The 25,788-nt window shown below is 42.1% G+C and carries 20 protein-coding genes and 1 tRNA gene; 14 read left to right on the plus strand and 7 right to left on the minus strand.

The window, feature by feature from the left end; all coding sequences use genetic code 11:
- Window positions 1-142: 142 nt before the first annotated feature.
- From B5X60_RS01740 to B5X60_RS01760, 5 genes are all read left to right on the plus strand, one after another.
- Window positions 143-1,273, plus strand: coding sequence for an acyltransferase family protein (locus tag B5X60_RS01740; RefSeq protein ID WP_079700843.1), 1,131 nt, complete (start codon window positions 143-145; stop codon window positions 1,271-1,273).
- A gap of 9 nt (window positions 1,274-1,282) precedes the next feature.
- Entirely contained in the window at window positions 1,283-1,747 is a 465-nt protein-coding gene (locus tag B5X60_RS01745) for a response regulator transcription factor (RefSeq protein ID WP_221406183.1), read from the plus strand.
- A 99-nt stretch (window positions 1,748-1,846) separates the two neighbouring features.
- Window positions 1,847-2,383 carry a DUF4199 domain-containing protein gene (locus tag B5X60_RS01750; RefSeq protein ID WP_079700844.1) on the plus strand — a complete coding sequence of 179 codons (537 nt, stop codon included), beginning with the start codon at window positions 1,847-1,849 and terminating at the stop codon, window positions 2,381-2,383.
- A gap of 204 nt (window positions 2,384-2,587) precedes the next feature.
- Entirely contained in the window at window positions 2,588-3,391 is an 804-nt protein-coding gene (locus tag B5X60_RS01755) for an alpha/beta fold hydrolase (RefSeq protein WP_079702266.1), read from the plus strand.
- Window positions 3,388-5,853 carry a hybrid sensor histidine kinase/response regulator gene (locus B5X60_RS01760; protein ID WP_079700845.1) on the plus strand — a complete coding sequence of 822 codons (2,466 nt, stop codon included), beginning with the start codon at window positions 3,388-3,390 and terminating at the stop codon, window positions 5,851-5,853. The genes B5X60_RS01755 and B5X60_RS01760 overlap by 4 nt, the downstream gene beginning before the upstream one ends.
- A gap of 65 nt (window positions 5,854-5,918) precedes the next feature.
- On the opposite strand, the gene B5X60_RS01765 is transcribed toward B5X60_RS01760, so the two are convergent.
- Window positions 5,919-8,492 (minus strand): TonB-dependent receptor, encoded by a 2,574-nt coding sequence (locus B5X60_RS01765; protein WP_079700846.1) that lies wholly within the window; start codon window positions 8,490-8,492, stop codon window positions 5,919-5,921.
- Between the two features lie 341 nt (window positions 8,493-8,833).
- Between B5X60_RS01765 and B5X60_RS18190 the strand changes: the two genes are divergently transcribed.
- Both B5X60_RS18190 and B5X60_RS01770 read left to right on the plus strand, forming a co-directional pair.
- Window positions 8,834-8,904 (plus strand) — tRNA-Cys (locus B5X60_RS18190).
- Window positions 8,905-9,111: 207 nt separating this feature from the next.
- The gene (locus B5X60_RS01770) at window positions 9,112-10,509 is read left to right on the plus strand and encodes an amidohydrolase/deacetylase family metallohydrolase (RefSeq protein WP_221406184.1); all 1,398 of its coding nucleotides are present in this window, start codon (window positions 9,112-9,114) and stop codon (window positions 10,507-10,509) included.
- 79 nt (window positions 10,510-10,588) lie between these two features.
- Here B5X60_RS01770 and B5X60_RS01775 read toward each other — a convergent pair whose 3' ends face one another.
- Complete coding sequence (locus B5X60_RS01775) at window positions 10,589-11,476, minus strand: dienelactone hydrolase family protein (protein WP_079700847.1); 888 nt, start codon at window positions 11,474-11,476, stop codon at window positions 10,589-10,591.
- Window positions 11,477-11,638: 162 nt separating this feature from the next.
- Between B5X60_RS01775 and B5X60_RS01780 the strand changes: the two genes are divergently transcribed.
- The 5 genes from B5X60_RS01780 to B5X60_RS01800 all read left to right on the plus strand — a co-directional run bounded on the left by B5X60_RS01780 (window position 11,639) and on the right by B5X60_RS01800 (window position 18,957).
- Window positions 11,639-12,973, plus strand: coding sequence for a Gfo/Idh/MocA family oxidoreductase (locus B5X60_RS01780; protein WP_079700848.1), 1,335 nt, complete (start codon window positions 11,639-11,641; stop codon window positions 12,971-12,973).
- 459 nt (window positions 12,974-13,432) lie between these two features.
- Window positions 13,433-15,607 carry a TonB-dependent receptor gene (locus tag B5X60_RS01785; protein WP_079700849.1) on the plus strand — a complete coding sequence of 725 codons (2,175 nt, stop codon included), beginning with the start codon at window positions 13,433-13,435 and terminating at the stop codon, window positions 15,605-15,607.
- On the plus strand, window positions 15,604-16,020 hold the full coding sequence (locus tag B5X60_RS01790) for a Fur family transcriptional regulator (RefSeq protein WP_079700850.1): 417 nt from the start codon (window positions 15,604-15,606) through the stop codon (window positions 16,018-16,020). The genes B5X60_RS01785 and B5X60_RS01790 overlap by 4 nt, the downstream gene beginning before the upstream one ends.
- Before the next feature lie 42 nt (window positions 16,021-16,062).
- Window positions 16,063-18,033: a heavy metal translocating P-type ATPase gene (locus tag B5X60_RS01795; protein WP_079700851.1), complete on the plus strand. Its 1,971-nt coding sequence runs from the start codon at window positions 16,063-16,065 to the stop codon at window positions 18,031-18,033.
- Between the two features lie 114 nt (window positions 18,034-18,147).
- Window positions 18,148-18,957 (plus strand): murein L,D-transpeptidase catalytic domain family protein, encoded by an 810-nt coding sequence (locus B5X60_RS01800; RefSeq protein ID WP_079700852.1) that lies wholly within the window; start codon window positions 18,148-18,150, stop codon window positions 18,955-18,957.
- Window positions 18,958-19,065: 108 nt separating this feature from the next.
- Here the strand turns inward: B5X60_RS01800 and B5X60_RS01805 are convergent, their stop codons facing one another.
- The 4 genes from B5X60_RS01805 to B5X60_RS01820 all read right to left on the minus strand — a co-directional run bounded on the left by B5X60_RS01805 (window position 19,066) and on the right by B5X60_RS01820 (window position 24,206).
- Complete coding sequence (locus B5X60_RS01805; protein WP_079700853.1) at window positions 19,066-20,097, minus strand: sterol desaturase family protein; 1,032 nt, start codon at window positions 20,095-20,097, stop codon at window positions 19,066-19,068.
- Between the two features lie 35 nt (window positions 20,098-20,132).
- A complete protein-coding gene (locus B5X60_RS01810; RefSeq protein WP_079700854.1) occupies window positions 20,133-21,059 on the minus strand; it encodes a sugar phosphate isomerase/epimerase family protein in 927 nt (308 codons plus the stop codon).
- 91 nt (window positions 21,060-21,150) lie between these two features.
- On the minus strand, window positions 21,151-23,184 hold the full coding sequence (locus B5X60_RS01815) for a PAS domain-containing sensor histidine kinase (protein WP_079700855.1): 2,034 nt from the start codon (window positions 23,182-23,184) through the stop codon (window positions 21,151-21,153).
- 104 nt (window positions 23,185-23,288) lie between these two features.
- On the minus strand, window positions 23,289-24,206 hold the full coding sequence (locus B5X60_RS01820) for a sugar phosphate isomerase/epimerase family protein (protein ID WP_079700856.1): 918 nt from the start codon (window positions 24,204-24,206) through the stop codon (window positions 23,289-23,291).
- Between the two features lie 190 nt (window positions 24,207-24,396).
- On the opposite strand from B5X60_RS01820, the gene B5X60_RS01825 reads away from it, so the two are divergent.
- Entirely contained in the window at window positions 24,397-24,945 is a 549-nt protein-coding gene (locus B5X60_RS01825) for a RidA family protein (protein WP_079700857.1), read from the plus strand.
- A gap of 48 nt (window positions 24,946-24,993) precedes the next feature.
- Complete coding sequence (gene bcp / locus B5X60_RS01830) at window positions 24,994-25,518, plus strand: thioredoxin-dependent thiol peroxidase (RefSeq protein WP_079700858.1); 525 nt, start codon at window positions 24,994-24,996, stop codon at window positions 25,516-25,518.
- Window positions 25,519-25,572: 54 nt separating this feature from the next.
- Here bcp and B5X60_RS01835 read toward each other — a convergent pair whose 3' ends face one another.
- Complete coding sequence (locus tag B5X60_RS01835) at window positions 25,573-25,779, minus strand: hypothetical protein (protein WP_079700860.1); 207 nt, start codon at window positions 25,777-25,779, stop codon at window positions 25,573-25,575.
- Between the last annotated feature and the right edge of the window lie 9 nt (window positions 25,780-25,788).

Here is a 25,788-nt window from a genome sequence, read left to right on the forward strand (position 1 = left end):
AAAATATCCCCTGCACACTCTAACTTACATAAATATTTTTTAAAAAAATATTTATAAATGCTTATAAATGAATGCTTCTTGTGCCTAATTAAATTAATGTTTTTAATATTTTATATTGCATTTCAAAACCCAGAAATCTCAAATGACAAAATCGGATCTCTCTGTAGGAACGGCCAAAAAATCCAATCGATTAATGTCTGTCGATGCACTTCGTGGTTTCGACATGTTCTTCATAACCGGCGGCGGTACCTTTTTAATTTTGATGGAAGGCAAAACTTCGCTTCCTTGGATTGACACTATTGCTAATCAGCTTGTTCATCCGGCCTGGATCGGTTTCACATTCTATGATTTTATATTTCCCCTTTTTCTGTTTATTTCTGGGGTTTCCATCGCATTTTCTTTGAGTCGGGACATTAACAATAAAGTTGAACAAAAAGTAATTTATCGTAAAGCATTCTGGAGGATGATCATTCTTATTATTCTTGGGATGATCGACAAAAATATTCCATTCCCTTATTTTGAGCCCTCGCAGATAAGGGTCGCGAGTATCCTCGGCAGAATTGGTATAGCGGGTTTTGTAACTACTTTTCTTTATCTGAACTTTTCCTGGAAGGGCTTGATTGCCTGGGTGGGAGGGATACTGCTTGCCTACTATGCCATTATATTTCTGGTACCGGTTCCGGGTTACGGTGCGGGTAATCTGACTTTTGAGGGTAATCTGGTAGGTTGGATAGATCGTAACTTTCTTCCAGGCAGGCTTCTTCAGAAAACATATGACGAACTCGGATTGATTACTCAATTCCCGGCACTTTGCTTAACTGTGCTTGGGGCATTGGCGGGTAATGTCCTGCGGTCTGAAAAAAAGGAAAGCAGGAAAATTCAAATTATGCTTATAGCAGGAGTTCTTTGTATAAGCATTGCTTTGCTATGGAGCCTGCATTTCCCAATCAGCAAACGGTTTTGGACAAGTTCATTTGTGCTGCTGACCGGCGGAATGGCATTCATTGCAATGACTTTATTTTACTGGATAATTGATGTACTTAAGTTTCAGAAGTGGGCATTCTTTTTCCAGGTTATCGGGTTGAATTCTCTGACGGTGTACATGGCTTGTGCCTTTATTAACTTTCGATACACCTCGGGAAGAATTTTTGGGGGTCTATATGCGCCGGCACCCGAAGCATGGCATGAAGTTTTCGAAGCCTTTGGAGCGGTAATTCTTGTGTGGCTGTTTCTCTACTTCTTGTACAGAAAGAAGATCTTTGTTAAGATTTAGGTATTTGCATTGAATTATATATCAAAATATCGGTCCGTTTTAATTTATGGTGCGTCACTGGCTGCAGCCATGTTCCTGATGAAATGGCTGGAGTGGCGCTTCTTGATTCTCAGTCACGCATTCGAGATTTATGCCGGTATTATTGCTTTCATATTCACAGGGCTGGGGATTTGGCTCGCGATGAAATTAAGCAAGCCAAAAATTAAGGTGGTCACGATTGAGAAGGAGTATTCTGGAAGTAGGGAAAGTTTTGCTATAAATCAAGAGGCCCTTACCCAGACTGGCATCAGCGCCAGGGAATTGGAAGTTCTCGAACTGATGGCCACGGGCCTGAGCAATCAGGAGATAGCCCAGCGTCTTTTCGTGTCACTCAGCACGATAAAAACTCATTCGTCGAACGTTTTTTTCAAGCTCGAAGTTCAACGACGCACGCAGGCAATTGAAAAGGCTAAGAGACTTGGCATCATTAACTAATACTTTGGTACTAAAATAGGCCTGAATTGAAAAATCAGACTAAAGTATGAGGGCTTGGAAGTTTAAACGGGTCACTTTTGTGGAAATCAAACTTATATTATGAAAAGAATTGTATTTGTATTTGGATCAATCACAGGTGTTTTAATAGGTGCCTGGACTGTAGCGTCGATTGCTTATTGTTACAGCGTTAATAATTATGAGGGAAGCATGCTTGTGGGTTATGCCGCCATGCTGCTCGCGTTCTCGTTGGTTTTTGTTGGTGTGAAAAATTATAGAGATAATCACCGGGGTGGGATAATTACTTTCGGAAAAGCGTTGCAGGTAGGGCTAGCTATTTCCATGGTTGCATCTACAATATATGTTCTCACCTGGCTGATTGATTACTATGTATTCGTACCCGATTTCATGGAAAAGTTTAGTGCTCACTTATTGCAGAAGGGAAAGGACAGCGGAGCATCGGCAGCAGAAATAAACAGACAGGCTGCAGAGCTTAATTCGATGAAAGAGCTTTACAAGAATCCAATTATGGTTATTTTATTTACTTACCTGGAGATTTTGCCTGTTGGACTTGTGGTTTCTTTTCTTAGTGCCCTGATACTTAAGAGAAAAAGCCCTGAAGAGCAATTGACAGTTTAGGCATCGTATTCTTAGTCATTCCAAGCATCTTCATCGTTGTGAGATTAATAGCTGGTTTTCTAAAAGGAGACTAGCTATTTAATTTTTTACCTATCCTAATGTGGGAATCGGCTAGTTGAAATTTAATTTAACCTGAGCGTTGTTTTCCTTATAATTGCTCTAACTTTTGACCCGATCCGATATTCAGGCGATCACGTTATGTTTATGAACTCAGAGCTAGTAAAAAAGCATAAGATCTCAATCGAAGGCAACAAGAATGCTGCCCAGACGATTGTATTTGCCCATGGCTTTGGCACCGACCAAACAGCATGGGATAAAGTAAAAAAAGCGTTCGCAGCTGATTACAAGTTATTGCTATATGATAATGTAGGAGGAGGGTCATCGGATATGGCAGCTTTCAGTCCGATAAAATACAGCACGCTCTATACTTACGCAGATGATTTGTTGGCAATAGCAAACGAGTTCGAATTGAAAAATGCCATAATAGTGGCTCATTCGGTGAGCGGTATGATCGCTTTGCTTGCAGCTATCAAGGCACCCCATCATTTTTCGAAAATGATATTCATCGGAGCATCTCCGCGGTACCTTAATGACTCAGGATATATTGGAGGATTTACCCAGGAGGCACTCGACTCCATGTACGAAACGATGAGAACAAATTATTATGCCTGGGTGAGCGGCTTTTCTGCTGCTGCCATGGGTAATGCAGACAAGCCTGAGCTGGGTCAGGGTTTTGCTGTGACATTAGGGGCTATTCGTCCGGATATCGCACTCTCAGTAGCAAAAGTTATATTTGAATCTGATGTGCGGAATCGATTAAAGGAAATAAATAAGGAAATTTTGCTCATTCATGCCCACAACGACATAGCCGTGCCTGTGGAAGTCGCAGAATACTTGCATGAAAATATTTCAGGCAGCAAGCTTGTTTTTGTTGATGCAGAGGGACATTTTCCTCATATAAGTGCGCCACAAGAAGTTATTTCAGCAATTAAAGATTTTATTGAGTGAGTAAGATCGAGAAACCGGTAAACTGGGCTAAACGTGCCCTCGAATTCATTGCCGGTCTGAGCGCAGTTGAGAAATACAGTAACTGGCCTGCAATAATGGCTGAAAGTATGGCCAACCTAAAGCGCTTATCGGGGGCTTCATCTGTATTGGTTGTCAAACAGGATGATGAACTTACTGTCCGTGTGCTTTTAGGTGATAGCACTTATCCGAGTTTCGTCGATCCATCTGTTGTCCGGCCTTATGCCGGGATTCGGGAGCCCTTGTTTCTTCAATCTCCGTTTTCTGAAATAGACTCAGGCCTTAAGATTCTGATTAAAGAATGTAAATCTGCAGCCGTATTACCTGTTGATGAAGAAGCAATTAGAGGTGTAGTCCTTATGTGCTGGGGAGATTCCATTGACTTTAGCAGCGATTTGAAGGAATTTGTGACTGCAGCGTTGATCCGGATTCGTGAAACCTGCCGACTGGCCAGCCTTTTCTTTTCAATGGATGAACTGACTGTTCGATTTAACACGATACTGAGTACGGTACCGCAAGGAATAGCTTTTACAGACAATTCTGGGAACAATGGCTGGGTGAATCATAAAGCAGCAGCTCTGTTTCATATTCCACAGGGCCATGTGACACCTCTGGTATTATCTGAAGCCATGCGTGATCTTCGGGAGAAAGCTGACAACAGGGAGGAAATTTTAGAAACAGGTAACCAGCTATTTAAATCCAAAGAAAAAATTATCGATAACTGGCAGTGGATTTATTCAGAGCCTGAGGTACTGGTGTTGAGTGTTTCTTCAAGACCGACGATAACCGATTACAGCAGCGGAATGCTTTGGATATTTGACGACATTACAACTAACTACCTTGCAGAACAACGATTAAAGGAGTTAAATGTCGAACTGGAAGAAAAAACAAAGTTGGCGGAAGAGAGAAATCTTGCTAAATCCCAATTTTTAGCAAATATGAGTCATGAGATTCGAACTCCCATGAATGGAGTTATTGGAATGACCAGCTTACTATCCAGAACGCAGCTTGATCCTGATCAATTCGATTACGTTGAATCGATAAGAATTAGTGCTGAAGCACTTTTGGAGATCATTAATGAAATTCTGGATTTTTCTAAGATAGAGTCAGGTAAATTAGACCTGGAGGAACACCCATTCGTAATAGCCAGGGTTATCGAAGAAACTTATGATCTGCTGTCCACCAAAGCGCACGAAAAAAATCTGGATCTGCTATATATTGTTGAGCCTGAAGTTCCTCAGGAAGTAATTGGTGATATCACTAGAATCAGACAAATTGTGGTTAACCTGGTGGGGAATGCTATCAAGTTTACGGACCATGGTGAAATTCTTACAAGTATCCGGGTAGCCGACAAAGATGGAAGCCTATACACCCTGGAATTTTCCGTGAGGGATAGCGGTATTGGCATCCCGGAAGATAAGATGGACAGGTTGTTCAATTCGTTTACGCAGGTTGATGCTTCTACTACCCGTAAGTACGGTGGTACGGGTTTGGGTCTTGCAATAAGTGCAAAATTGATTGAGCGGATGAACGGAAGGGTCTGGGTAGACAGCAAAGAAGGTGTTGGTACGACATTCAGCTTCACGATTCAGGTTCAGGCCGCTACCCGGATCAAACAATTTAAGCGAGAAACTGCATTGAAGGATCTTTCCGGCAAGTCAATATTAATCGTTGACGATAACCTGACAAACCTTCGGGTGTTAAGCAAAACCTGTGAACAATGGGGAATGCGTCCAACTACCTATGAAAGTGGAAGAAAGGTCCTCGAGGAAAATGATGATATGGCATTCGACATTGCGGTACTTGATATGCTCATGCCCGGCATGGATGGAATTGAATTAGCTAAGGAGATTAGAAAGATCAATCAAAATCTGCCGCTAATCCTTTTCAGTTCAGCCGGTCAGTTCCCGGAAGACAAAAAAGCATATCGAAAGCTGTTTGCAGGGATGATTGAGAAGCCTATCAAAAACAACTATCTTCAGAAGATTCTTATAGAAAACCTATCTGATCATGTTGATGAACGGAAGCCAGCATTGGCAAAAAACATAGTTCCTCAATCTCCAATACCAGCCGACCCAGCGCAAGTCAGTATCCTGGTAGCAGAGGATAACCTTATCAATCAAAAGATTATTACCCGGACAATTAATAATTTAGGATACAGCTGTGATGTTGTGTCTAATGGCCAGGAAGTCCTTGCATCACTTGAGCGACAGCGTTATGACCTGATCTTCATGGACATACAGATGCCCGAAATGGATGGGATAGAAGCGACCAGGAGAATTAGAAATGAGTTTAAAGGCGCGCAGCCATTAATTATAGCAATGACAGCGGCAGCATATGATGATGATCGTCAGTCAGCTATGGATGCCGGGATGGACGACTACATGACGAAACCATTTAACTTTGATGAGTTTAGTACTAAGTTTACTGGATGGGTTGGATAGAATTAAATTTTTGGATAACACAAAAGCCCCACAGTATTCGTGAGGCTTTCGTGTCAAAGGCAGATTTATAAAGCGTATCGGAGTGTTAAACCATATGTTTTTGGATCACCAAGTACACCAGCGTAATGACCGGCATTTCCGCCAGCAGGAAGCAGTTGTTCATAATAATCCTTATTGAACAAGTTCCTGCCCCAGATATATGCTGAGAAGCCACTCGTAGCTTTAAAGCCGATTCTACCGTTTACAAGCGTGTAGCCATCAATATTTAAATATTTCGAAGGGGATGGGCTAGAAGAAAAGTCCGAGCGATAGTAACTGTCAATTGCTGTAAAAAACTTGGCATCCCGGTTCAGAAACTTTGCCGGAGTAGCAAATTCGCCTCCGACGGATCCTGCCCATTTTGAAATTCCAGGAAGTTTTCCTCCTGAAATATCTTTGAATGCGACCTGCACTCCGCCAATCGTCTGCCCGGTTTCTTCAAGTGGCAGCGGGGCATTAGTAAAGCGATCGTATGTTGCATCCGTGTAAGCTGCGGCACCATAGAAGGAAAACTTTGTACTAGCCCTTAAGCTTGCATCAATTTCAAAACCCTTTACGCTCACTTTTTGTGCATTGGCTATATAACCGCGATTGACACCGAGTTCAGGCGACTGTACATTAGTTTGATAATCTTTAATATCTGATTTGTGTAATGTGACATTGAGCGTGAAATTATCTGCAGGAGATGATTTAAGACCAAGCTCGTAGTGCTTCGTATCTTCCGGTTTAATAACCGCGAGGTCGGTAGCTGCTCCACCACCTGCGGCAGTTGGGAGACCTGCTACGTTAACACCTACAGGCTTAAAACTGGTGGAGTACGTCGCAAACGTATTCAGACGTCTGCTAGGTCTGTACGAAGCCGTAAGAGAATATGTGAAGTTTTTCTCATCGGCATCAGCTACATAAGCCTGGCTGCTATATACACCATTTTTTAGGGCGAGCAAAGCAGGATCGGTTGTCTGAAGACCACCGCGGGCAATCCGGTTATAATTAACATCCTTTTCATCATAGTTGTAACGTATTCCGGGAAGAATGTGAAATCCATTTATCAGTTCCCAATCGATACTTGCGAATGCCGCTGCGCTTTTTGATTTTATGGAAGCGGTTGTATAAATTCCGTACCCTTCAAACAAACCCGGTGTTCTCCATAACGCGCTGGTCGAGCTCTGAGAAAAACGCCATTGCGCTGAGCCAGACTCTTCCGTCCCATTGATATTAACTTCCTGATCAATAAAGAAAAGACCTGCAACTCCGCTCAATCTTTCGGAGATCTGACCTGCATATCTGACTTCCTGCGACCAATTGCGATGTTCTGCAGGATTTTGTGATTTTGCCAGGGCCTGTAAACCTGTAAAGTCCCGGTCATTAGATGGAATCCAGTTCCAGTACCGCCACGCAGTCGTAGATGTTAATGTGCCTGGTCCCAGCTGCGTTTCTGCGTTTAGTGAGACGCCACCTAGTTCGTTCCCCGAGTTCCATGGTGTGTCATGATCTATCTTACGGTCAAAAGCATTTTGGCTTGGTAACGTATAGTTAAGATCCGATATGATGGCATTAAACTGACGATAGGCCGGACGTAACGTAGGCACGACACCTGCAACTACTTGTGCATAACCATCTGGTTCCTGGTCTGATGCATCTAGTGCCAAGGTAATGAATGTTTTGTCTGTGGGTTTGTATAATAACTGACCTCGAAATCCAAGGTTATTTATATCATTAGTGGCTTTTCCAGTCCTGATGTTTTCTATCACACCATCGCGTTGAGTGCCTGAAAATGAGACACGCGCGGCAAATTTGCTGCTAAGTGGACCGTTAACTGAGGCCTTGGCCTGTATATACCCATAGTTGCCATAACTTGTTTCGAAGCTATACTCTGGGGTAAAGCTGGCTTTTTTTGTTACGATATTAAATGCGCCCGCACTGGTATTTTTACCGAATAAAGTGCCTTGAGGACCGCGGAGTACTTCGATGCGGTCAATGTCGATAAAATCAAGGGTAGCTGCCGCGGGACGGGCATAATAAACACCATCCACATAATAGCCAACGCCGGGATCCAATCCATCATTTGTAAGTCCAAAAGGTGAACCAATTCCTCTGATATTAACGCCGGTATTTCGAGGATTAGAAGTGTACATCTGTACAGATGGAATTAACTCCTTAACCCGGCCAACGTTGAATGCCCCCGATTCCTGTATCTGCGCGCCGCCAACAACCGAAATTGGAATTGGCACATCCTGTAATACTTCAGAACGTCGGCGGGACGTGACGACAATTTCTTCAAGTAAAGCATCATCTACCAGAGTTAGTTGCAGGGGAGCCGTTTCAAATTTTAGTACTTGAAAATCCTGAGCTTTAAACCCAATAAAGCTGGCTGTAATAAAGAATGGAGGAACCTGCGGAACATTGAGTTTAAATTGTCCGATTGAATCTGTAGATGTTGAAATCCGTGTTCCTTTTAGTGTTATGGTCGCGCCGGGTAGGGGCAATCCCTGAGAATCTTTTACAAACCCAAGCACAACTTGTTGTGCCGATGCAGGATCTGAATGAAAAATAGATAAGGTTATGACAAGCAATTTTGCTATGAATAACAAGTGTTTCATTGTGTGTTATTTTTTTTGAATGTTTTTGGAAAATAAAAAAGGGTTTAATGGAAAATTAAATAGCTCTGCGACAACAATAGGCAGGCGTGCTCAATGCAGGGTGGGAAGTGTAATTCTCGAGACCGCTAATTGCAGTTAGAACTAAGTGATAAATAAATGAAGTAAGTTGAGATAACATGATTAGTACTGTTTTTTTCATACACTATTAAAAGAGTGTGAATGCTTGTTTGCGTTCACCGTTGCAAGTATAGAAATAATATTCTACTAAATCCATAGACTTTATGTATTTTATAAAAAGTTTTTTTAGTTTTGTCGCAGTAGTTGGTAAATCAATTTAATAAAGTCGCGTGTCCGAGTGGTTAGGAAGAGGTCTGCAAAACCTTTTACGGTAGTTCGAATCTACCCGCGACTTCTACAAATGAAATATGGAAATATATTTCCTTCCGGCTTTTAAATCTGCCATAATGGGATTGTTACACTGCGCTATATCTTACGTATCGTCCTGATACACTTGCATATAACCAGGAAAAATCCGTCTTCATGATACTCTCGCCAGCGGCGGACTTGTTCCAGGGTAAGTTTATATCTATATTCCAGTACTCAATCAAAAAACTAAACAATGAAACAAAAGCTACTATTAGTTGCCCTTGTTATGCTAGGGCTAAATTCATGGGCACAACAGCCCGGTGCGCCATCAGGGAAACCCTATGCTTATATTATTAAAGGGGGGCATGTAATAGATCCGAAAAATAACATTAATGAAGTTATGGATGTCGCGGTAACATCTGGAACCCGGGCTCAACCGGCACGTCCGGCAGTTCCTGCTCGTCCCGCAGAGGGTAATCGTCCTGCTCGACCAGCAATTCCCGCCCGCGAAGCCGTTCCGGGTTCGGAAGGGAAAGTGGCACTTGTCGCAAAAAACATTCCTGCAGATCAGGCCGACAGGATAATCGATGCCAAGGGTTTGTATGTAACTCCAGGACTTATTGACCTACACGTTCATTTCTTTTGGGGACATGAAGGAAGTTATTTGAAGAACGCGGCAACGGCTTTGCCAGCAGATGGATTTACATTCCGCACAGGGGTAACTACAGTTGTAGATGCCGGCTGTACGGGCTGGAGAGATTTCGAGCTTTATAAAAAACAAACAATCGACGCATCTCAAACCCGCGTGCTTTCTATGTTGAACATAGTTGGAACCGGAATGGACGGACGTGGAGAAAACAACATCGACGAGATGGATCCGGTGAAAACGGCCGAGATGGCAAAGAAATATCCAAACGATATTGTAGGGGTAAAGCTTGCTCACTTCAACGGACGTACTTGGGTTCCAACAGACCGTGCGCTTGAAGCTGGAAGGCTGGCGAATATTCCAATTATGGTTGATTTCGGCTCTGCAAATCCTTACCTGCCCCTTGATTCATTATTCAATGTGAAATTCCGTCCTGGCGATATTTATACCCACGCATTTGGTGGAAACGGAACGGACAGTAAGGACGGCCGTGAGTCTATAGTAGACATGAATGGCAAAGTAAAGCCATATGTTTATAAAGCAAGGGAAAGAGGTGTTGTATTTGATATTGGTTTTGGAGGAGCAAGCTACTTGTACAATCAGGGAGTTCCTGCGGTCAAAGCTGGTTTTTATCCTACTACAATCAGTACAGATCTTCATACTGGCAGTATGAATGGTCCAATGAAAAGTATGGAAAATATTATGGGCCTATTTATGGCTACAGGCATGCCCTTGAAAGATGTTATAGCAGCCAGTACCTGGCATCCTGCGAAAGCCATAAAACGTGAAGAACTGGGCAATTTGTCTAAGGGTTCAGTCGCTGATATCGCAATCTTTAAAGTAACTGAAGGAAATTATGGCTGGCCCGTTAGGGGTGGTAAGATTACAGGGAAGCAAAGGCTGCTGACCGAAATGACTATCCGATCTGGAAACATCGTGTATGACTTGGACGGAATCGGACAGCCGGCTGGACCTGCGCCTGCAGTGACTACTGCGGGTCGATAACATTTAAATCGTCGGAAAAATAAAAACGCCTCTCATTACGGGAGGCGTTTTTATTTTTAGGAGGTTGTCTCGTACGGATTTATTTCAACTTCTTAGTAAAAAATTCGATAGTCCGTTTCCAGGCCAGTTCCGCTGCAGCTTTATCATATCGTGGAGTAGTATCGTTATGAAAGCCATGATTGGCATTTTCATAAATAAAGGCTTCATATTCCTTGCCATGTTCCTTAAGAGCAGCTTCGTAAGGTGGCCAACCCGCGGTTATTCTTGTATCTAACGAAGCATAGTGTAATTGCAGGGGCGCTTTAATCTTAGGTACATCAGCCACTGCTGCCTGGCCGCCATAAAATGGTACCGATGCGGCAAGAGTGGGTATTCTGACAGCCATCGAATTACAAATTCCACCACCAAAGCAAAAGCCAACAACTCCCACTTTACCATTGCAGTCTTTATGGTTTTTAAGATATTCGTATGCTGCAATAAAGTCTTCCAGCATTTCAGCTCCGTTTCGTTTAGCTTGCATTGATCGGCCTTCGTCATCGTTTCCAGGATAACCCCCAAGTGGAGTCAACGCATCGGGCGCGAGAGCTATAAATCCCGCGACTGCTGCCCGTCTCGACACATCTTCAATGTACGGGTTCAACCCGCGGTTCTCATGAACCACGATAATCCCACCTAATTTCTTTTTTGTCTTGGCAGGTTGTGAAAGTAATCCTTTAATGGTACCGCCACCTTTCGGGGATGAATAGTTAATATATCCTGACTTTAAACGCGGATCATCTGCTTTCACCTGAACCCGATCCTGATAATTAGGCATGAGGAAACTCATTAGGGATGTTAATGTAAGACCCCCTACCGCGTAAACGGATAGTTGTTGCATGAAAGAGCGCCGGTCAATACGGCTGTGCGCATAGTCGTCATAAAGGTCAAACACTTCCTGTTTGATGTCTTCTTTTCTGATTTGATCCATAATGAATACTAATCTAATTAAAATTCTTTAAGCAAGGGAGCTTACTTCTCTTGGCTTGTATGTTTCAAACGCTCTCCGACACCGTTTGAACATTTTCTTTATCTAAAACTTAAGCGTTTACATCCTAATTGTTCTATTTTTAATATAACAAACTCCAGGCATATGCTTCGTAGAAAATTTATACAACAGACCGGTACCGTTATGACGGGGACTTTACTTGCCGATAGTTTACTTGCAGCCACGCCGCCAAAAGCGAAGAAAAAAGTTGCCATGGTTGGAACGGGCATTCGCGGGACTTCGATGTGGGGCACCGAACTTATTAAAGAATTTCCTGAAACAATTCAGTTTGTGGGCCTATGCGACAAGAATCCGGGAAGGGTTGAGACAGCAAAACGAATAATGAAGCTTAAATGTCCCACTTACGTCGATATTGATACCATGCTCCGCGATACAAAGCCTGAGATTTTGATCGTGACCACTATGGACAGCACCCACCACGAACAAATAGTGAAAGGATTAGAATCTGGTGCAGATATCATTACGGAAAAGCCAATGACCACTGACGAAAAGAAATGCCAGTTGATCATTGATGCTGAGAAGAAAAGCGGTAAAAAAGTGTACGTGACGTTTAACTACCGGTACTCGCCACACAGGCAGAAGATCTATGAGCTGCTAAACAACGGGTCGATTGGAAAAATAACATCAGTAGACTTTCACTGGTATCTTGACACTTCTCATGGTGCCGATTACTTCCGCCGCTGGCATCGTAAAAGAGAATTTGGAGGTTCATTATTGGTTCATAAAGCAACTCACCATTTTGATTTATTAAACTGGTGGCTGGATTCTGATCCTCAACAAGTTCATGCCTTAGGCACTCTTGAATTTTATGGGAAAAATAACTCGTTCAGGCATTCACATTGCCGGCCATGTACACATAAATCGGAATGCAAGTTTTATTTCGACATTACAAAGAACGTTCGCTTGATGGAATTGTATGTAGATAATGAAAAGCATGATGGTTATCTACGGGACGGCTGCGTTTGGAAAGAAGACATCGACATTTTTGATAAGATGGCTGTTCAGATCAAATACGCTAATAATGTACAGGTAAGTTATTCTTTGTCAACTTACTCGCCGTATGAGGGATACCGAATTTCATTTAACGGTACAGAAGGCAAACTGGACGCATGGATCCATGAAAGGCAGCCCTGGAAAATGGAGAAATACGATGAAATACAGCTAACTAAAATGTTCGGGGAGACTGAGTATTTTCGAATTGACAATACAGAAGAAGGTCACGGAGGTGGAGACTCCCGCTTGAGGAAGCAACTTTTCAATCCTGGCCCTGACCCATATAAGCAGGGGGCAGGTTCCCGTGATGGCGCCATGTCAGTGTTAATTGGAATTGCCGCCAGGCAAAGCATTGATACAGGTGTGCCTGTGAAAATCGCCAGCCTTACATCGTTAAAACCACATCCGAGCAGAGGAGTCGTATAATCTTCCAGATTATTTGCGTCAATTTCGCAATAGGTAATAAATGGTTAGATTTGTGTCGTGAAGTTTCTCGCGATTTTTCTATCCGTCCTGATGCTTGCAATTGCCTTTGACATCTGCCCGGATACAGATTCCTGTAGTGACAGCGATAGAACTGAACTAAACAAAAGCAGTGGAAAGCAATCGGAAGATGGTGAACGCTGCAGTCCTTTTTGCCATTGCCTGAGGTGCCCATTTTCTGTTCTTTTACCGCTTACATCGGCGGAGTTTTTCAATAGTAATTCTCTGCAAAGGAATTTAACAACTGCATCACAATCACGAACCCTAAGTGTACAAAATGCTATCTGGCAGCCTCCCAAAGCAGCCTAATCACTTTTTTTTATTTCCGTATAACCCTAATTTTTTATAAATGAAGCCTGCAGACTCTTATGCAAGCTTTGTTAACCTTAACAATATTTAAAAATGAAAAAGCTTCTTTTGCTTCATCTGGCTGTGACGATATCTTTTAGCGCCTTTTCTCAGAACAGCTTCACGACGATAATTAAAGATTCCAAAACAGCTGAGCCGTTGATTGGTGCTACAGTTAGCCTTATCGATTTGAATAAAGCGGCTTCAACTAATGCCGATGGACTTCTAACATTTACAGATATACCTGCCGGAAAACATCGTTTAGAAATTCGATATGTTGGTTACGTAACAAAAAAGGACTCTGTAGTCTTGCCGCTTGCGACTAATGAGCATTTAATTTTCTCAATCGAACCTAGCGAAGGCGAGGAGATCGATGAAATCATTGTTTCTACTACCCGTAGCAGCAGAACAATAGATAATATTCCTACACGAATCGAGGTAATTGCGGGAGAAGAGCTCGACGAAAAAGGAAATATGAAACCCGGAGATATACGTATGATCCTGAATGAAAGCACGGGTATCCAGACACAGCAAACTTCCGCTACAAGTGCAAATGCCTCAATACGTATTCAGGGTCTTGATGGGCGATATACTCAAATACTTAAAGATGGGTTTCCTTTGTTTTCGGGAGCAGCCAGCGGACTTGGATTGCTGCAGACGCCGCCCCTTGACCTTAAGCAAGTGGAAGTAATAAAAGGATCAGCATCAACACTTTACGGAGGTGGAGCAATAGCCGGATTGGTTAATTTAGTTAGTAAAACTCCGGGGGAGCAAAGGGAGTTAAACTTTCACCTTAACGGAACATCGGCGGGTGGTTTAGATCTGAATGGATTTTACGGACAAAAATTTGGTAAATCAGGCATGACGGTTTTTGCCTCCCGGAATAGTAATAAAGCTTACGCTCCGGGTAATATAGATTTCACTGCGATCCCGGAATTTACCAGGTACACATTTAACCCAAAGTTATTTGTTGATCTGGGCAGTGCCACGTCGTTAAGTGTTGGCTTGAACAGTAGTTTTGAGAACCGTACCGGGGGTGACCTGCATTATATCAAAGGTGAGGGCAATGCTGGGCATAGTTTTTTTGAAAACAACAATACTGACCGCTTGTCCAGTCAGTTTTCGCTGAAGCATCGACTCAATAGCAATTCAGAGGTCAATTTCAAGAATAGTGTAAGTTACTTTAACAGGAAGATAAAGGTTCCTGGTTACCTTTTTGACGGTATTCAATATGGAAGTTTTTCAGAAGCTAGTTTTTTCACGGAAAGTGATAAGGCTGAGTGGGTAGCCGGTCTGAATCTGTGGACAGATCATTTTCAAGAAAACATAAAGACAGCAGTGCCGTTCCGGGATTATAGCCAAACGACCTTTGGGGGTTTCATCCAAAATAATATTCACGCCAGTGACTGGCTTGAGCTGGAAACGGGCTTAAGGGGAGATTATGTACTGGATTATGGTTTCTCACTTCTTCCGCGTGTATCTGCGTTAATTAAAGTTAGCGACAAGCTAAACTCGCGAATTGGTGGAGGATTAGGGTATAAGGCTCCCACTTTTTTTACCGAAGAAAGTGAACGTATACAATACCAAAATGTACTTCCTATCTCAACGGAATTTAATAAACTGGAAAGAAGTTACGGCGTCAATTGGGATATTAACTACCGGACCACATTTAGCGAGGCGATAACCTTCAGCTTCAATCACCTATTCTTTTATACGCTTTTGAATAATCCTCTGGTATTAGAACCGGCATCGGCAGGGCAGTTGAGATTTATTAATTCATCCGGGCATATGGACACAAGAGGGATGGAAACCAATCTTAAGCTAACTTATAATGACTTTAAATTATTTATAGGTTACAGTTTGACTGATGCCAAAATACATGCTGGGAACATATTAAAACAAAATCCTTTGACCGCCAAACATCGCCTGAATAATGTGCTTATGTATGAAGTGGAAGATAAGTGGAAGCTAGGTGCAGAGGCATACTATTATAGCCGGCAATTGCTTAATGATGGAGCAATCGGCAAGCCATATTGGATCTACGGTTTCATGGCAGAAAAGCTTTGGGAAGGTTTCTCGTTGTATATCAATTTTGAGAATTTCACTGATACCAGACAGAGTCGTTTCGATACTATATATTCAGGGAGCATTACGAACCCGGTATTCAGGGATATATACGCCCCGTTGGATGGTTTTGTTATTAATGGTGGGTTAAAATTGAGATTATGAAACCGGGAATAGAACAAAGGCTACAGGCGAAAGGTATTAAGCCTACAGCAATGCGTAATTTGGTTTTAAATCATCTTAGTATGCAGCAGTCTGCTATAAGCCTAACCGAGCTGGAAAAGGCGCTTGCACCCGTAGACAGGGTAACAGTTTACCGAACCTTAAAGACCTTTGAAGATCATTGTCTGGTTCATGCCATTGATGACGGTACGGGAGCGTCAAGGTATGCTTTATGCAAAGAAGATTGTGATGACTCTCCTCATCACGATCTTCATGTACATTTTCATTGCAGTAAATGCAATGAAACTTATTGCCTGCCTAAAACGTTAATCCCTGCATTGGCCCTGCCTGAAGGCTTCAAAAAAGAAGAAATGAGCTTGCTTGTTAGAGGTGTTTGTCAGAATTGTTCCTTGTAGTTTGCAATTCTATTGCATTGCTCAGGCACCGTAATTTGTATTATGAAATCCAACACCAAACATGCAGAATGCTGTAGCCATGATACAGATAAGCCATTAGAACATTTTGAAAATCTAACCGATCATACCGACCATGATGGTCATGATCATGGTTCGCCAAAACCCAGCTGGAAATCTCACTGGGATCTCTTGCTAGCACTTTTGATATTGGTGATCATGCTTAGCCTTGAATACGGTTTCGACATTTTATTTACCGGTACGGCAAATCTAATTGTTTATGGAATAGCTTATTTGCTGGCAGGTTGGAGGGTTTTGAATATAGCATTTCGAAAGCTGAAGCGCTTAGACATATTCAATGAATTTTTCCTAATGAGTATAGCTACGATTGGAGCATTTCTAATTGGTGAATACAGCGAAGGAGTTGCCGTTATGGTATTCTATTCTATTGGAGAGTGGTTTCAAGATTCTGCAGTTAATCGTGCTAAAAATAGTATTAAAGCTTTGCTTGATGTCAGGCCGGATGAAGTATCAGTATTAAGGGATGGGAACGAATTAAGGGTTGATCCCGCGACCGTTAAAATTGATGAAATTATCGTGATAAAACCGGGTGAAAAAGTAGCGCTAGATGGGCAGTTGGTTTCTGAAAATGCATCATTCAACACTTCAGCCTTAACTGGCGAAAGCAAACCGGCTACAAAGTATTCTGGTGAAAATATTCTGGCTGGGATGATCAACCTGAGTTCAGTTGCAGAGGTTAAGGTAACAACTTTATACAGCGATAGTAAATTGAGCAAGATCCTATCAATGGTTCAGGATGCAACAGCAAGGAAATCGCAAACTCAGCTTTTTATCTCAAAGTTTGCAAAAGTCTATACTCCAATAGTATTTTTTCTGGCACTGGCAGTTTGTCTTTTACCCTACTTCTTCGTCGATAATTATGACTTCAATACCTGGTTTTACAGGTCGTTGGTTTTTCTCGTGATCAGCTGCCCTTGTGCATTAGTTGTATCCATACCCCTCGGTTATTTTGGTGGGATAGGGCTTGCGTCCCGGCATGGTATTTTGTTTAAGGGGGGGAATTTCCTCGATGTAATGACCAAAATCAATGTCGTCGTGATGGACAAGACCGGAACATTGACGAAAGGTGTGTTCAAGGTACAAGAGGTAGTGGCGGATGATATTGGTAAAAGTGAACTGCTGAGATTGGCATCAACACTGGAGAAAAATTCCACTCATCCTGTAGCGAGAGCGATTGTAGAATTTGCAAAAGGGGAAGAAGACACGAAGGCTGAGAAGGTAGAAGAAATAGCAGGCCATGGCATGAAGGGAATAATTGAAGGTATGACTGTTCTGGCCGGAAATGTAAAGCTAATGCAGAAATTTTCCGTTGATTATCCTAAGGAAATCGAAAAGATTGTAGATACCACCGTGCTGATTGCCTTAGATAATATTTACGCTGGATACATTACTATTGCCGACGAGATCAAGGATGATGCAGCAAAGACTATCAGTGAGCTCCACAAACTAAATATTAAGACAGTGATGCTTTCTGGCGACAAGCAAAGTGTGGTTAACAATGTCGCTAAAATGATTGGTATTGGTTCCGCTTACGGAGATCTCCTGCCTGCAGAGAAGGTGGCAAAGGTGGAAGAATTAAAGAATTCGGGATTTCACCTCGCTTTCGTCGGCGATGGCGTAAATGATGCTCCCGTGGTAGCATTAGCAGACGCTGGCATAGCTATGGGCGGCTTGGGTAGCGATGCAACGATAGAAACTGCCGATATCGTTATTCAAAATGACCATCCATATAAAGTTGTGTCCGCTATCCTCATAGGGAAAATTACAAGGAATGTTGTATGGCAGAATATTATTCTAGCGATGGTTGTGAAGGTCGTCGTATTAAGCCTCGGAGCCGGGGGAGTAGCAACCCTTTGGGAAGCAGTGATAGCGGATGTGGGCGTAGCATTTCTGGCTATCTTAAATGCTGTAAGAATTCAGAAAATGACGGTTTAAAGCCCTAAATTCCTATTGTCTTCCTATTGTAATCTCGCCGATCTGGTCACACCTTTTGGACAATTGAAGCGTTATATAAGGGTAATTAAAGACGCACACACTAAATTGAAATATATGAGAAAAGGTTTGAAATTAAGCACAATATTAGGAATCGTAATGCTTACTGTCGTGACTTTAAGCTTTAGAAATACAACTTCACAAAATGATGTTAATTCTTCCAATGCAGAGACTACTAAGACTGTAAAATCGGCAGAAGAGATTTTTAATGAATATGCGTTATCGATTTATAAAGTAAGCGGTTTAGGTGCTACTGGATTAGACTACAAGGTTTTTCTTAAAGGTCTTATAGGATATCAGAACCTTAAAGGCCTGAATCTTACACCGGGTACGAAGTCAATTCTTTCTGTTGTTGACCTTTCGCTGCCGAGTACAGCAAAAAGGCTGTGGGTAATTGATTTGAGCGCGCATAAGATCTTGTTTAATACTTTGGTTGCACACGGACGCGGAAGTGGAGAGAAGATTGCTGAAACATTCTCCAATACGCCATCTTCAAATCAAAGCAGTGTCGGATTTTACACAACTGCTGAAGTATATAACGGTAAACATGGACGGTCCTTGAGACTTGACGGACTTGATGCAGGTTTAAATGACAAGGCCAGAGAAAGGGCGATTGTTGTTCACGGTGCTGAGTATGTTAGTCAGGATGTGATTAATGCGACCGGTCGTCTGGGCAGAAGCCAAGGATGTCCTGCCTTACCGATGGATTTGTTCAGCGATATTATTAATAATATCAAAGGAAACACTCTGCTATTCATAAATGGACAAGGGGTTGAAAATTCAGAGTATTTAAAAGGAATTTCCGGCGAATTCAGTCAGGATCAGCTTGCCTCGGCTAAATCAGAAACAGTGAAATCACGCATCTGAGAAAGCTTTGCATAGAATTTTAAATCCTAAAACGGTGATCACTACATAAGGTGGTCACCGTTTATTCGTTTTGCTTGATTATTTCTTGAGCCACGTGTTGCGATAGAACTAAGCAATCACTCGTACGGAGTCCACTGCCTCAATATCTCTTTCAATATTTTCTTCTGCAATAAATTCATCCCTGACCATTTTGGCGGTTTTATGACTACCGGTATGGCTCCATCCGGGTGGCATGACAATGTACAATATTTTATTTCTAAGCCCCGGTGCTGCAGCGATATCCCGACCCAAACAAACAAACTCTCCAAAATAAACGTCCCAAAGGCTGTTAGGATTCATCTGCCGAGTTATACCATATTCAATTTTCATTTCCATGCGCTCGTCCTGGTAAGTTTTAAATACGCGATCCCATATGTTCAACAGATTGCAAAAATTAGTGTCCATATACAATGGGTTTTTGGCATGATGAACGCGATGGTGAGACGGTGTCAAGACAATTGGTTGTAGAAATCCGAGCCGCGCGTCCTTAAGTGTATTTTCACCTATGTGGATAAATGATCCCCAAAAACCATCAATAAACATGATGAAGAAAAGAAGTGCCGGGTTTACGCCAAGGAGGATACAAATAGATGTACGCACAACGTCAGCATAGGGTGCTTCAAGAAAAAAGTGGGCGAAGTTTACCGATAAATTCATTTGCTGCGGCGCATGGTGGGTGGAATGCAGGCACCATAGAATTCTTACTTTATGCCCAAAATAATGATAGGCAAAATGAGCAAGTTCCCAAACGATGTAACCATATATAATCCAATACAAGGTAAAACTTGTCGTTATGATCGCCCATGGTTCAAGCAAGCCAATACAAAAAGCTACGGCGGCAATAGAGATAAACCTGGAGATAAAGCGGTTGAGCACGAATACTAAAAAAGGGATCTTATATTCATCGATCTTGAACCTTTTATAAAACGCCCCTCTTAACATTTCAATTACCAATAAGAGAGGAATAACAGGCCCGAGAACATTTCGTACACCGTCGAAAGTGGATAGAGAGCTATAATCGCCCGATTCGACTAGCCTGATAATGCCGCCGATGCCGAAAAATCCAATTAATTCGTCGTAAAAGGTTTGCAAAATTTCCATATCTATCAGAGTATTGTTAGTAATAAAATGGTTATTTATAGGTATCGTTTCTTCCAGGCTTGCATCATATGAACATTTATGGCCCATTGATCAGCTACAGGTTGATTGGTGAATGGGATGGTGGGCATATAGCTGGGAGGACCAAATTCCGTGAGCATCGTAAGAATCTTGCCTTCTTGCTTTTTTAAAGCAACTACTTTATCCCACCAGGCAAAATGTGCTTCCACAGCGGATTTCCATTCCGGAGCTCTCGGATCGCCAACCTGTGGACCTTCTGCATGGCCTACTCTGGAGTGAACATGATCCGTTCGTGATATGGCCAGATCTACGGTTTCGGGCTGATCTTCAAGCAGGCTTTCGCTAACATTACACCAGTGTGAAATGTCGAGTGTAATTCTCAGATCAGGATTTTCCTGCAAATAAGCACGCGACGCGGGTGCAGAGTAGAGCATGCGTGATCGATGAGTTTCATGATAAATAGGTACGCCTGTGGATTTTGATATTCGGATCGTAGAATCGATAAATTTCTTATTCTCCGCAAATGTGAAGAAATCCTTTCCGGAGTGGACATTTATATACAAGGGTTTCTGATGAACACTGTTCGTCGCTTCCTTCAAGACTCGTTCAAAAGTATACATTTGAGTATCAGGGACAGGCTCATCTCCACGGCAGAGAAAGCCTACTTCTAACTGATAAAATGTAAGTGCTTCAAATAGTTCCCCTGCTATGCCTGCCGACCACAGGATCTCTATTCCGTCATATCCGTCTCTTTTTGCTTTTTTGCAAAACTCAGTGATTGAACCATTGAATCCCCAATATGGGGCCATGATTTTTAAGGAAAAGCCGGCAGTAGGCTCCTGATTTGTCGCCTGTGGCGAGCCAAACACATCCAGAGAAGTCAAAAACAAGCTAGTTGTAGCCGTAATGCTATTCTCTATGAATTTTCTCCGGGAGTAAGCCATCGACCATTAGTTTAGATAGTCAAATTACATATTTTCAATGTAAGTAGATAAAAATTGAAGCGAGATTTTACGCAAAAAATTGAATCACAAATCATTGACCATCGTGAATATCGAGCGTAAAGTAGAACGTTGACCCTACATTTTCTTCACTTTTCAATTCAATTTTGCTGTTATGGAAGCGTAGTATTTCAGAAACAAGGTATAGCCCGATCCCAAACCCTGATACCATTTGCAGTTTCTCATTATTTGCGCGGTAAAAACGTTCAAATAACCTGACTTGATCTTCAGGTCGAATTCCGACACCCTGATCTGTAACCGAAATTGTTGCTTTCCCACCTTTTTTCTCGCAGCTGACCGTAATGGTTCCACCGTCGGGCGAATATTTTATGGCGTTGCTAAGTAAATTATTTAGAACCTGGCCGATCTTATCCCGGTCGGCGTTCACTTCAACATCCTTACAGTCAATCAGCTGAATGTTATGTTTTGAAGTTAGAAACTGCAAGTCAGCGGTTGTTTCCTCTGCCAGCTTGTGAAAATTGAAAGGCGCATTGTAGAGGGGAACTTTGCCCTCCTCAAGCCTGGCAACACTTAGAAAATCCTCTATCATCGAAGTCATTTTCTTAGCCTGAACATGGGTTCTCGTCAGCGCATTGATACGGAAAGCTTCATTATCATCTTTCGCTTTAGCGAGCAAAAGTTGTACGTATGAATTAATTGTAGTTAGTGGCGTTTTGAGTTCGTGACTTACCATGGCCACAAAATCATTTTTTCTCTGCTCCTCAAGCTTTCTTTCTGTAATATCCCTAACTATTTTAGAAACGCCAATTATTTCACCATGTTTATCTTTAATGGGGGATATAGTAACTGACACATCAAGGAGACGTTTGTCTTTGGTCATCCTTTTAGTTTCAAAATGCTGTACTCGTTCGCCGGATTTCAAGCGAGATATTATCTCTGGTTCTTCATCCTGCCGGTCTGGGGGAATTAGTTCATAGATTGTCTTGCCAATAATTTCTTCAGCTTTAAAACCGAACATTCTTTCTGCGGATGCATTCCAGCTTGTTATAACACTGTCCATCGTTTTGCTGATGATTGCATCGTCAGACGTCTCAACAATTGCGGCGAGCTTTGCACTTCTTTCTTCCGCTTGTTTAATATCGGTTATGTCAAGTGCAATCATGAGGCCAGCTTCAACTTCATCTTTATAATTCTTTAATGGGACAAAATGCACCATAAAGTTTTCGCCCGTAGCGGCCTGCCTTTCCGCGGAAAATTTCTCGCCTGATAAGACACGGTCATACAAGTGCTTGGTTGCTTCATACCGTTCTGGCGGAGCAACTTCTGTAGGATGTTTTCCTGTGTAATCCCTGCTGTCGTAACCCAATTTTTCCATTAAGTCGCCCTCAACAGCTATAAAGCGATGGTTTCTGTCAATCATTATAATGAGTGACTTAGGGATGTTCAAAGCAATGGATTTAAATAGTTTCTCGCTCCGTTGCAGATTATTTTGCGTAATTGTAAGTTCGTCAATTGATGCTGCCAGTTCCTCGTTGACTGCTGCCAGTTCTTCGTTAGTTACGGCATATTCTTCGTTGGCTGCAGCCAATTCTTCGCTCAGTGTCTGGAATTGTTCTATTGCATGAATTTTATCAGTTGTTTCCACACAAATTACGAGCACACCATTTACCTTACCAGATTCATCACGGATTGGACTATAGGAAAAGTTGAAATAACAATTCTCAACAAAACCGTTTCGATCCATCGGCACCATAAAGTCGGGAAAGCCAAGAGCCTCGCCATTCATTACATTTTGGAACATCGGACCTATAGTTTCCCATATTTCCGCATATGTTTCTTTGGCAGGTCCACCCAATGCCTGTGGATGTTTAGAGATGCCATTAATAGGCCTGAAGGCGTCGTTGTACAGCTGGATATAATTTGCACCCCAGCAAACTAAAACAGGAAATGTTGTTGTCAGCATCATGCTAACGGTTTGCTTTAAGGATGGGGGCCACTTTTCCGCATCACCAAGAGGAGTTTCAGACCAATCGATTGAACGAATTAATTCGCCCATTTCGCCGCCTCCGGCCAAAAAGTGTAGTCCTTTATTTCCTATTTCTGCCATCTAATATTTAAGGCTTTTCAGCAACGGTGGAGGTAAAGATATTAATTTGTCGACGGCCGGTATTCGTCAGCCCAGGATTATGAGAAAGATTCGAAATATGAAATTTAGAATTTGAATTGCTTTTTCATTGCCTTTTGATAGTCCGCAAGAGCTAATTCTGGTTCTGCAATCTCTGGATGCCATAATTTTTCCCACTCAAAACTGTAATAACCTTTATATCCATCCTTTGCCAGAATATCTATTGCTTCAAATATAGGCACATCTCCTTCACCAAGGAACACATATTGAAGTTTATCGCCGGTGAGTAATTTCGCATCTTTTATATGTGTGTGGCGGATGTATTTTTTTAGTTTTTTATAGACGACGGCCGGAGCTTCTTTTGTTTCTGTCCACATATTTGAAATATCCCATACTAACGCGACGTTGGGATGGTCTGCCGCCTTCATGGTCTTCAGGACATCGTCTGAATGAGAGAAATCACCATGTGTTTCCATTAGCACAGTTACATTCCGTTTTTTCGCATATTCACCGAGGGTTCGTAATCCGCTCGCAACGTAAGCGATAGTTTTATCTCTTTCTTGGTCCTTAGGGAATTCATTAGGAAAAACCCTAACAAAAGGGCAATTTATTTGCTGTGCCAGATCTATAAAAGCCTTAGCCTCTTTCATGTGTTTATCCCGCACGGCACCTTCTGGCATATGAAAAGCTGCAGACGCACCAAGGTTCACGAATTTTAATCCCTTCTCCTTCATTGTAGCCAGTGTCGATTCCATGTTTTCAGGACTGTTAAACTCGACAGCGTCGGGCAGGTTCATTTGCCTTTTTATACCACGGATTTCCAGACCATTGTAATTATGTAAGGCCGCAAAATCTATCGCCTGTCTTAGTGTCCAGTCTGGGCAAGCAATAGTTGAGAAGGCAAGTAGGGGTTTGTTTTTAAGAAGGATGAATGATGAGCTGGTCATCGATGCGGCAAGTAAAATAGCTGAATTTTGCAGAAATTCTTTTCTGGTATAGGTCATGTTGGGCGAACTTTAAAGAATTATAAATTTCATAAAAGCATTTCATAAGTCAGCTATGATTTTTAAAATTTACGGCACTAACTCATGATGTTCCACTCGCGGTGGTGTTGATTTCATCATATAGTTACATTTGTAACTTTGGTTTTCCTGCCAAACAACTTAACTTTAGCAAAATCAAATAACCTGAATTATGAAAAGATATACCTTATTATTACTTATTCCATTCTTCCTTGTTTCTTGTAAATCAATGCCTTCAGCTCAGGGTCAATCGACCGGTCGTGTTGACGTAGAAGCAAAGCTAAAAGAACTTAATATTCAACTTTCACCTGTTGCGCCATCTACAGCCAGTATAGTCAAGACTGTTAGAGTAGGAAATATGGTGTACACCTCGGGACATGGCCCAGATAAACCAGGCGGTGGGCAGATCTTCGGAAAAGTTGGTGGTGATCTTACATTGGAACAGGGCCAGGAAGCGGCCAGGCTGACAGGTATTGCGCTACTTTCAAGCCTCAAAGCTGAAATCGGCGATCTGAGTAAAATTAAAAGAGTTGTTAAAGTCTTTGGTCTGGTAAATTGCACACCAGCTTTCAGTCAACAGCCGCAAGTAATGAACGCCTTTTCTGACATGATGGTAAAGATCTGGGGGGAAAACGGACGTCATGCACGTTCAGCAGTCGGTACAAATGCATTGCCAAACAACATTGCTGTTGAGATCGAGATGATCGTAGAGTTGTATTAAGTTTTGAAAACTGATGCAGGATTAACAATTAACCATTGATTATTATTTATGAAAGCATTATTTTCAATACTGGCGTTAGTCCTCGTTAGCCTTTCTTTTGCGACATCGGCCCAAACTACTCTTAAAGCTGGCGATAAGGCCCCTGATTTTAGTTCCAAGGACCAGAATGGTAAAAGCGTTTCATTGAAGCAGTTTAAGGGTAAAAAAGTGGTACTGTATTTTTATCCTAGAGATAATAGTTCAGGATGTACAGCACAAGCTTGTAGTTTGCGTGATAATATTTCAGAGCTAAAGAAACAGGGTTACACTGTTTTGGGTGTGAGTACAGATGATGAAGCGTCGCACAGGGGTTTCATTGAAAAGAACTCATTGCCATTTGCACTGCTTGCCGACACCGATAAGTCTATTCACCAAAAGTATGGCGTTTGGACGGAGAAAGAAAGGAACGGTGTGAAGGCGTTCAGTACTACGCGAACTACATTTATTATTAACAAGGATGGTTTTATCAATAATGTAATTACACAAATTGATACCAAGAACCATGCTGGTCAGATATTGAGCTTGAAACAATAAAAAGAAAAGGTGGTTAGCAAGGCATTGCCAATCACCTTTTTTAGCATATAACTTCTATTTTTTCGCTGGTACAATTACCGGTGGCGGAGGAGAAAGTACAGTAATGCCATAGTTGACCCATTTAAAGCTTCCACCAAGTTTTTTGATGTTCTCCAGAAAATCCCATTTTAGAAGGTAGATATGAGTCGTGCCGTCTTTAGTTGACTTATAACTCGTATATAATACAAAGTCACCAGCTTTTAAATTGTCGAGATTTTTCATTGGGGACTG

The organism is Daejeonella lutea, assembly GCF_900168015.1.
Classification (GTDB): domain Bacteria; phylum Bacteroidota; class Bacteroidia; order Sphingobacteriales; family Sphingobacteriaceae; genus Daejeonella; species Daejeonella lutea.

Coding starts and splice junctions, on each gene's coding strand:
- B5X60_RS01740 (WP_079700843.1), top strand. CDS start 143: ATGACAAAATCGGATCTCTCTGTAGGAACGGCCAAAAAATCCAATCGA.
- B5X60_RS01750 (WP_079700844.1), top strand. CDS start 1,847: ATGAAAAGAATTGTATTTGTATTTGGATCAATCACAGGTGTTTTAATA.
- B5X60_RS01755 (WP_079702266.1), top strand. CDS start 2,588: ATGAACTCAGAGCTAGTAAAAAAGCATAAGATCTCAATCGAAGGCAAC.
- B5X60_RS01765 (WP_079700846.1), bottom strand. CDS start 8,492: ATGAAACACTTGTTATTCATAGCAAAATTGCTTGTCATAACCTTATCT.
- B5X60_RS01770 (WP_221406184.1), top strand. CDS start 9,112: ATGAAACAAAAGCTACTATTAGTTGCCCTTGTTATGCTAGGGCTAAAT.
- B5X60_RS01775 (WP_079700847.1), bottom strand. CDS start 11,476: ATGGATCAAATCAGAAAAGAAGACATCAAACAGGAAGTGTTTGACCTT.
- B5X60_RS01780 (WP_079700848.1), top strand. CDS start 11,639: ATGCTTCGTAGAAAATTTATACAACAGACCGGTACCGTTATGACGGGG.
- B5X60_RS01785 (WP_079700849.1), top strand. CDS start 13,433: ATGAAAAAGCTTCTTTTGCTTCATCTGGCTGTGACGATATCTTTTAGC.
- B5X60_RS01790 (WP_079700850.1), top strand. CDS start 15,604: ATGAAACCGGGAATAGAACAAAGGCTACAGGCGAAAGGTATTAAGCCT.
- B5X60_RS01795 (WP_079700851.1), top strand. CDS start 16,063: ATGAAATCCAACACCAAACATGCAGAATGCTGTAGCCATGATACAGAT.
- B5X60_RS01800 (WP_079700852.1), top strand. CDS start 18,148: ATGAGAAAAGGTTTGAAATTAAGCACAATATTAGGAATCGTAATGCTT.
- B5X60_RS01805 (WP_079700853.1), bottom strand. CDS start 20,097: ATGGAAATTTTGCAAACCTTTTACGACGAATTAATTGGATTTTTCGGC.
- B5X60_RS01810 (WP_079700854.1), bottom strand. CDS start 21,059: ATGGCTTACTCCCGGAGAAAATTCATAGAGAATAGCATTACGGCTACA.
- B5X60_RS01815 (WP_079700855.1), bottom strand. CDS start 23,184: ATGGCAGAAATAGGAAATAAAGGACTACACTTTTTGGCCGGAGGCGGC.
- B5X60_RS01820 (WP_079700856.1), bottom strand. CDS start 24,206: ATGACCTATACCAGAAAAGAATTTCTGCAAAATTCAGCTATTTTACTT.
- B5X60_RS01825 (WP_079700857.1), top strand. CDS start 24,397: ATGAAAAGATATACCTTATTATTACTTATTCCATTCTTCCTTGTTTCT.
- bcp (WP_079700858.1), top strand. CDS start 24,994: ATGAAAGCATTATTTTCAATACTGGCGTTAGTCCTCGTTAGCCTTTCT.
- B5X60_RS01835 (WP_079700860.1), bottom strand. CDS start 25,779: ATGAAAAATCTCGACAATTTAAAAGCTGGTGACTTTGTATTATATACG.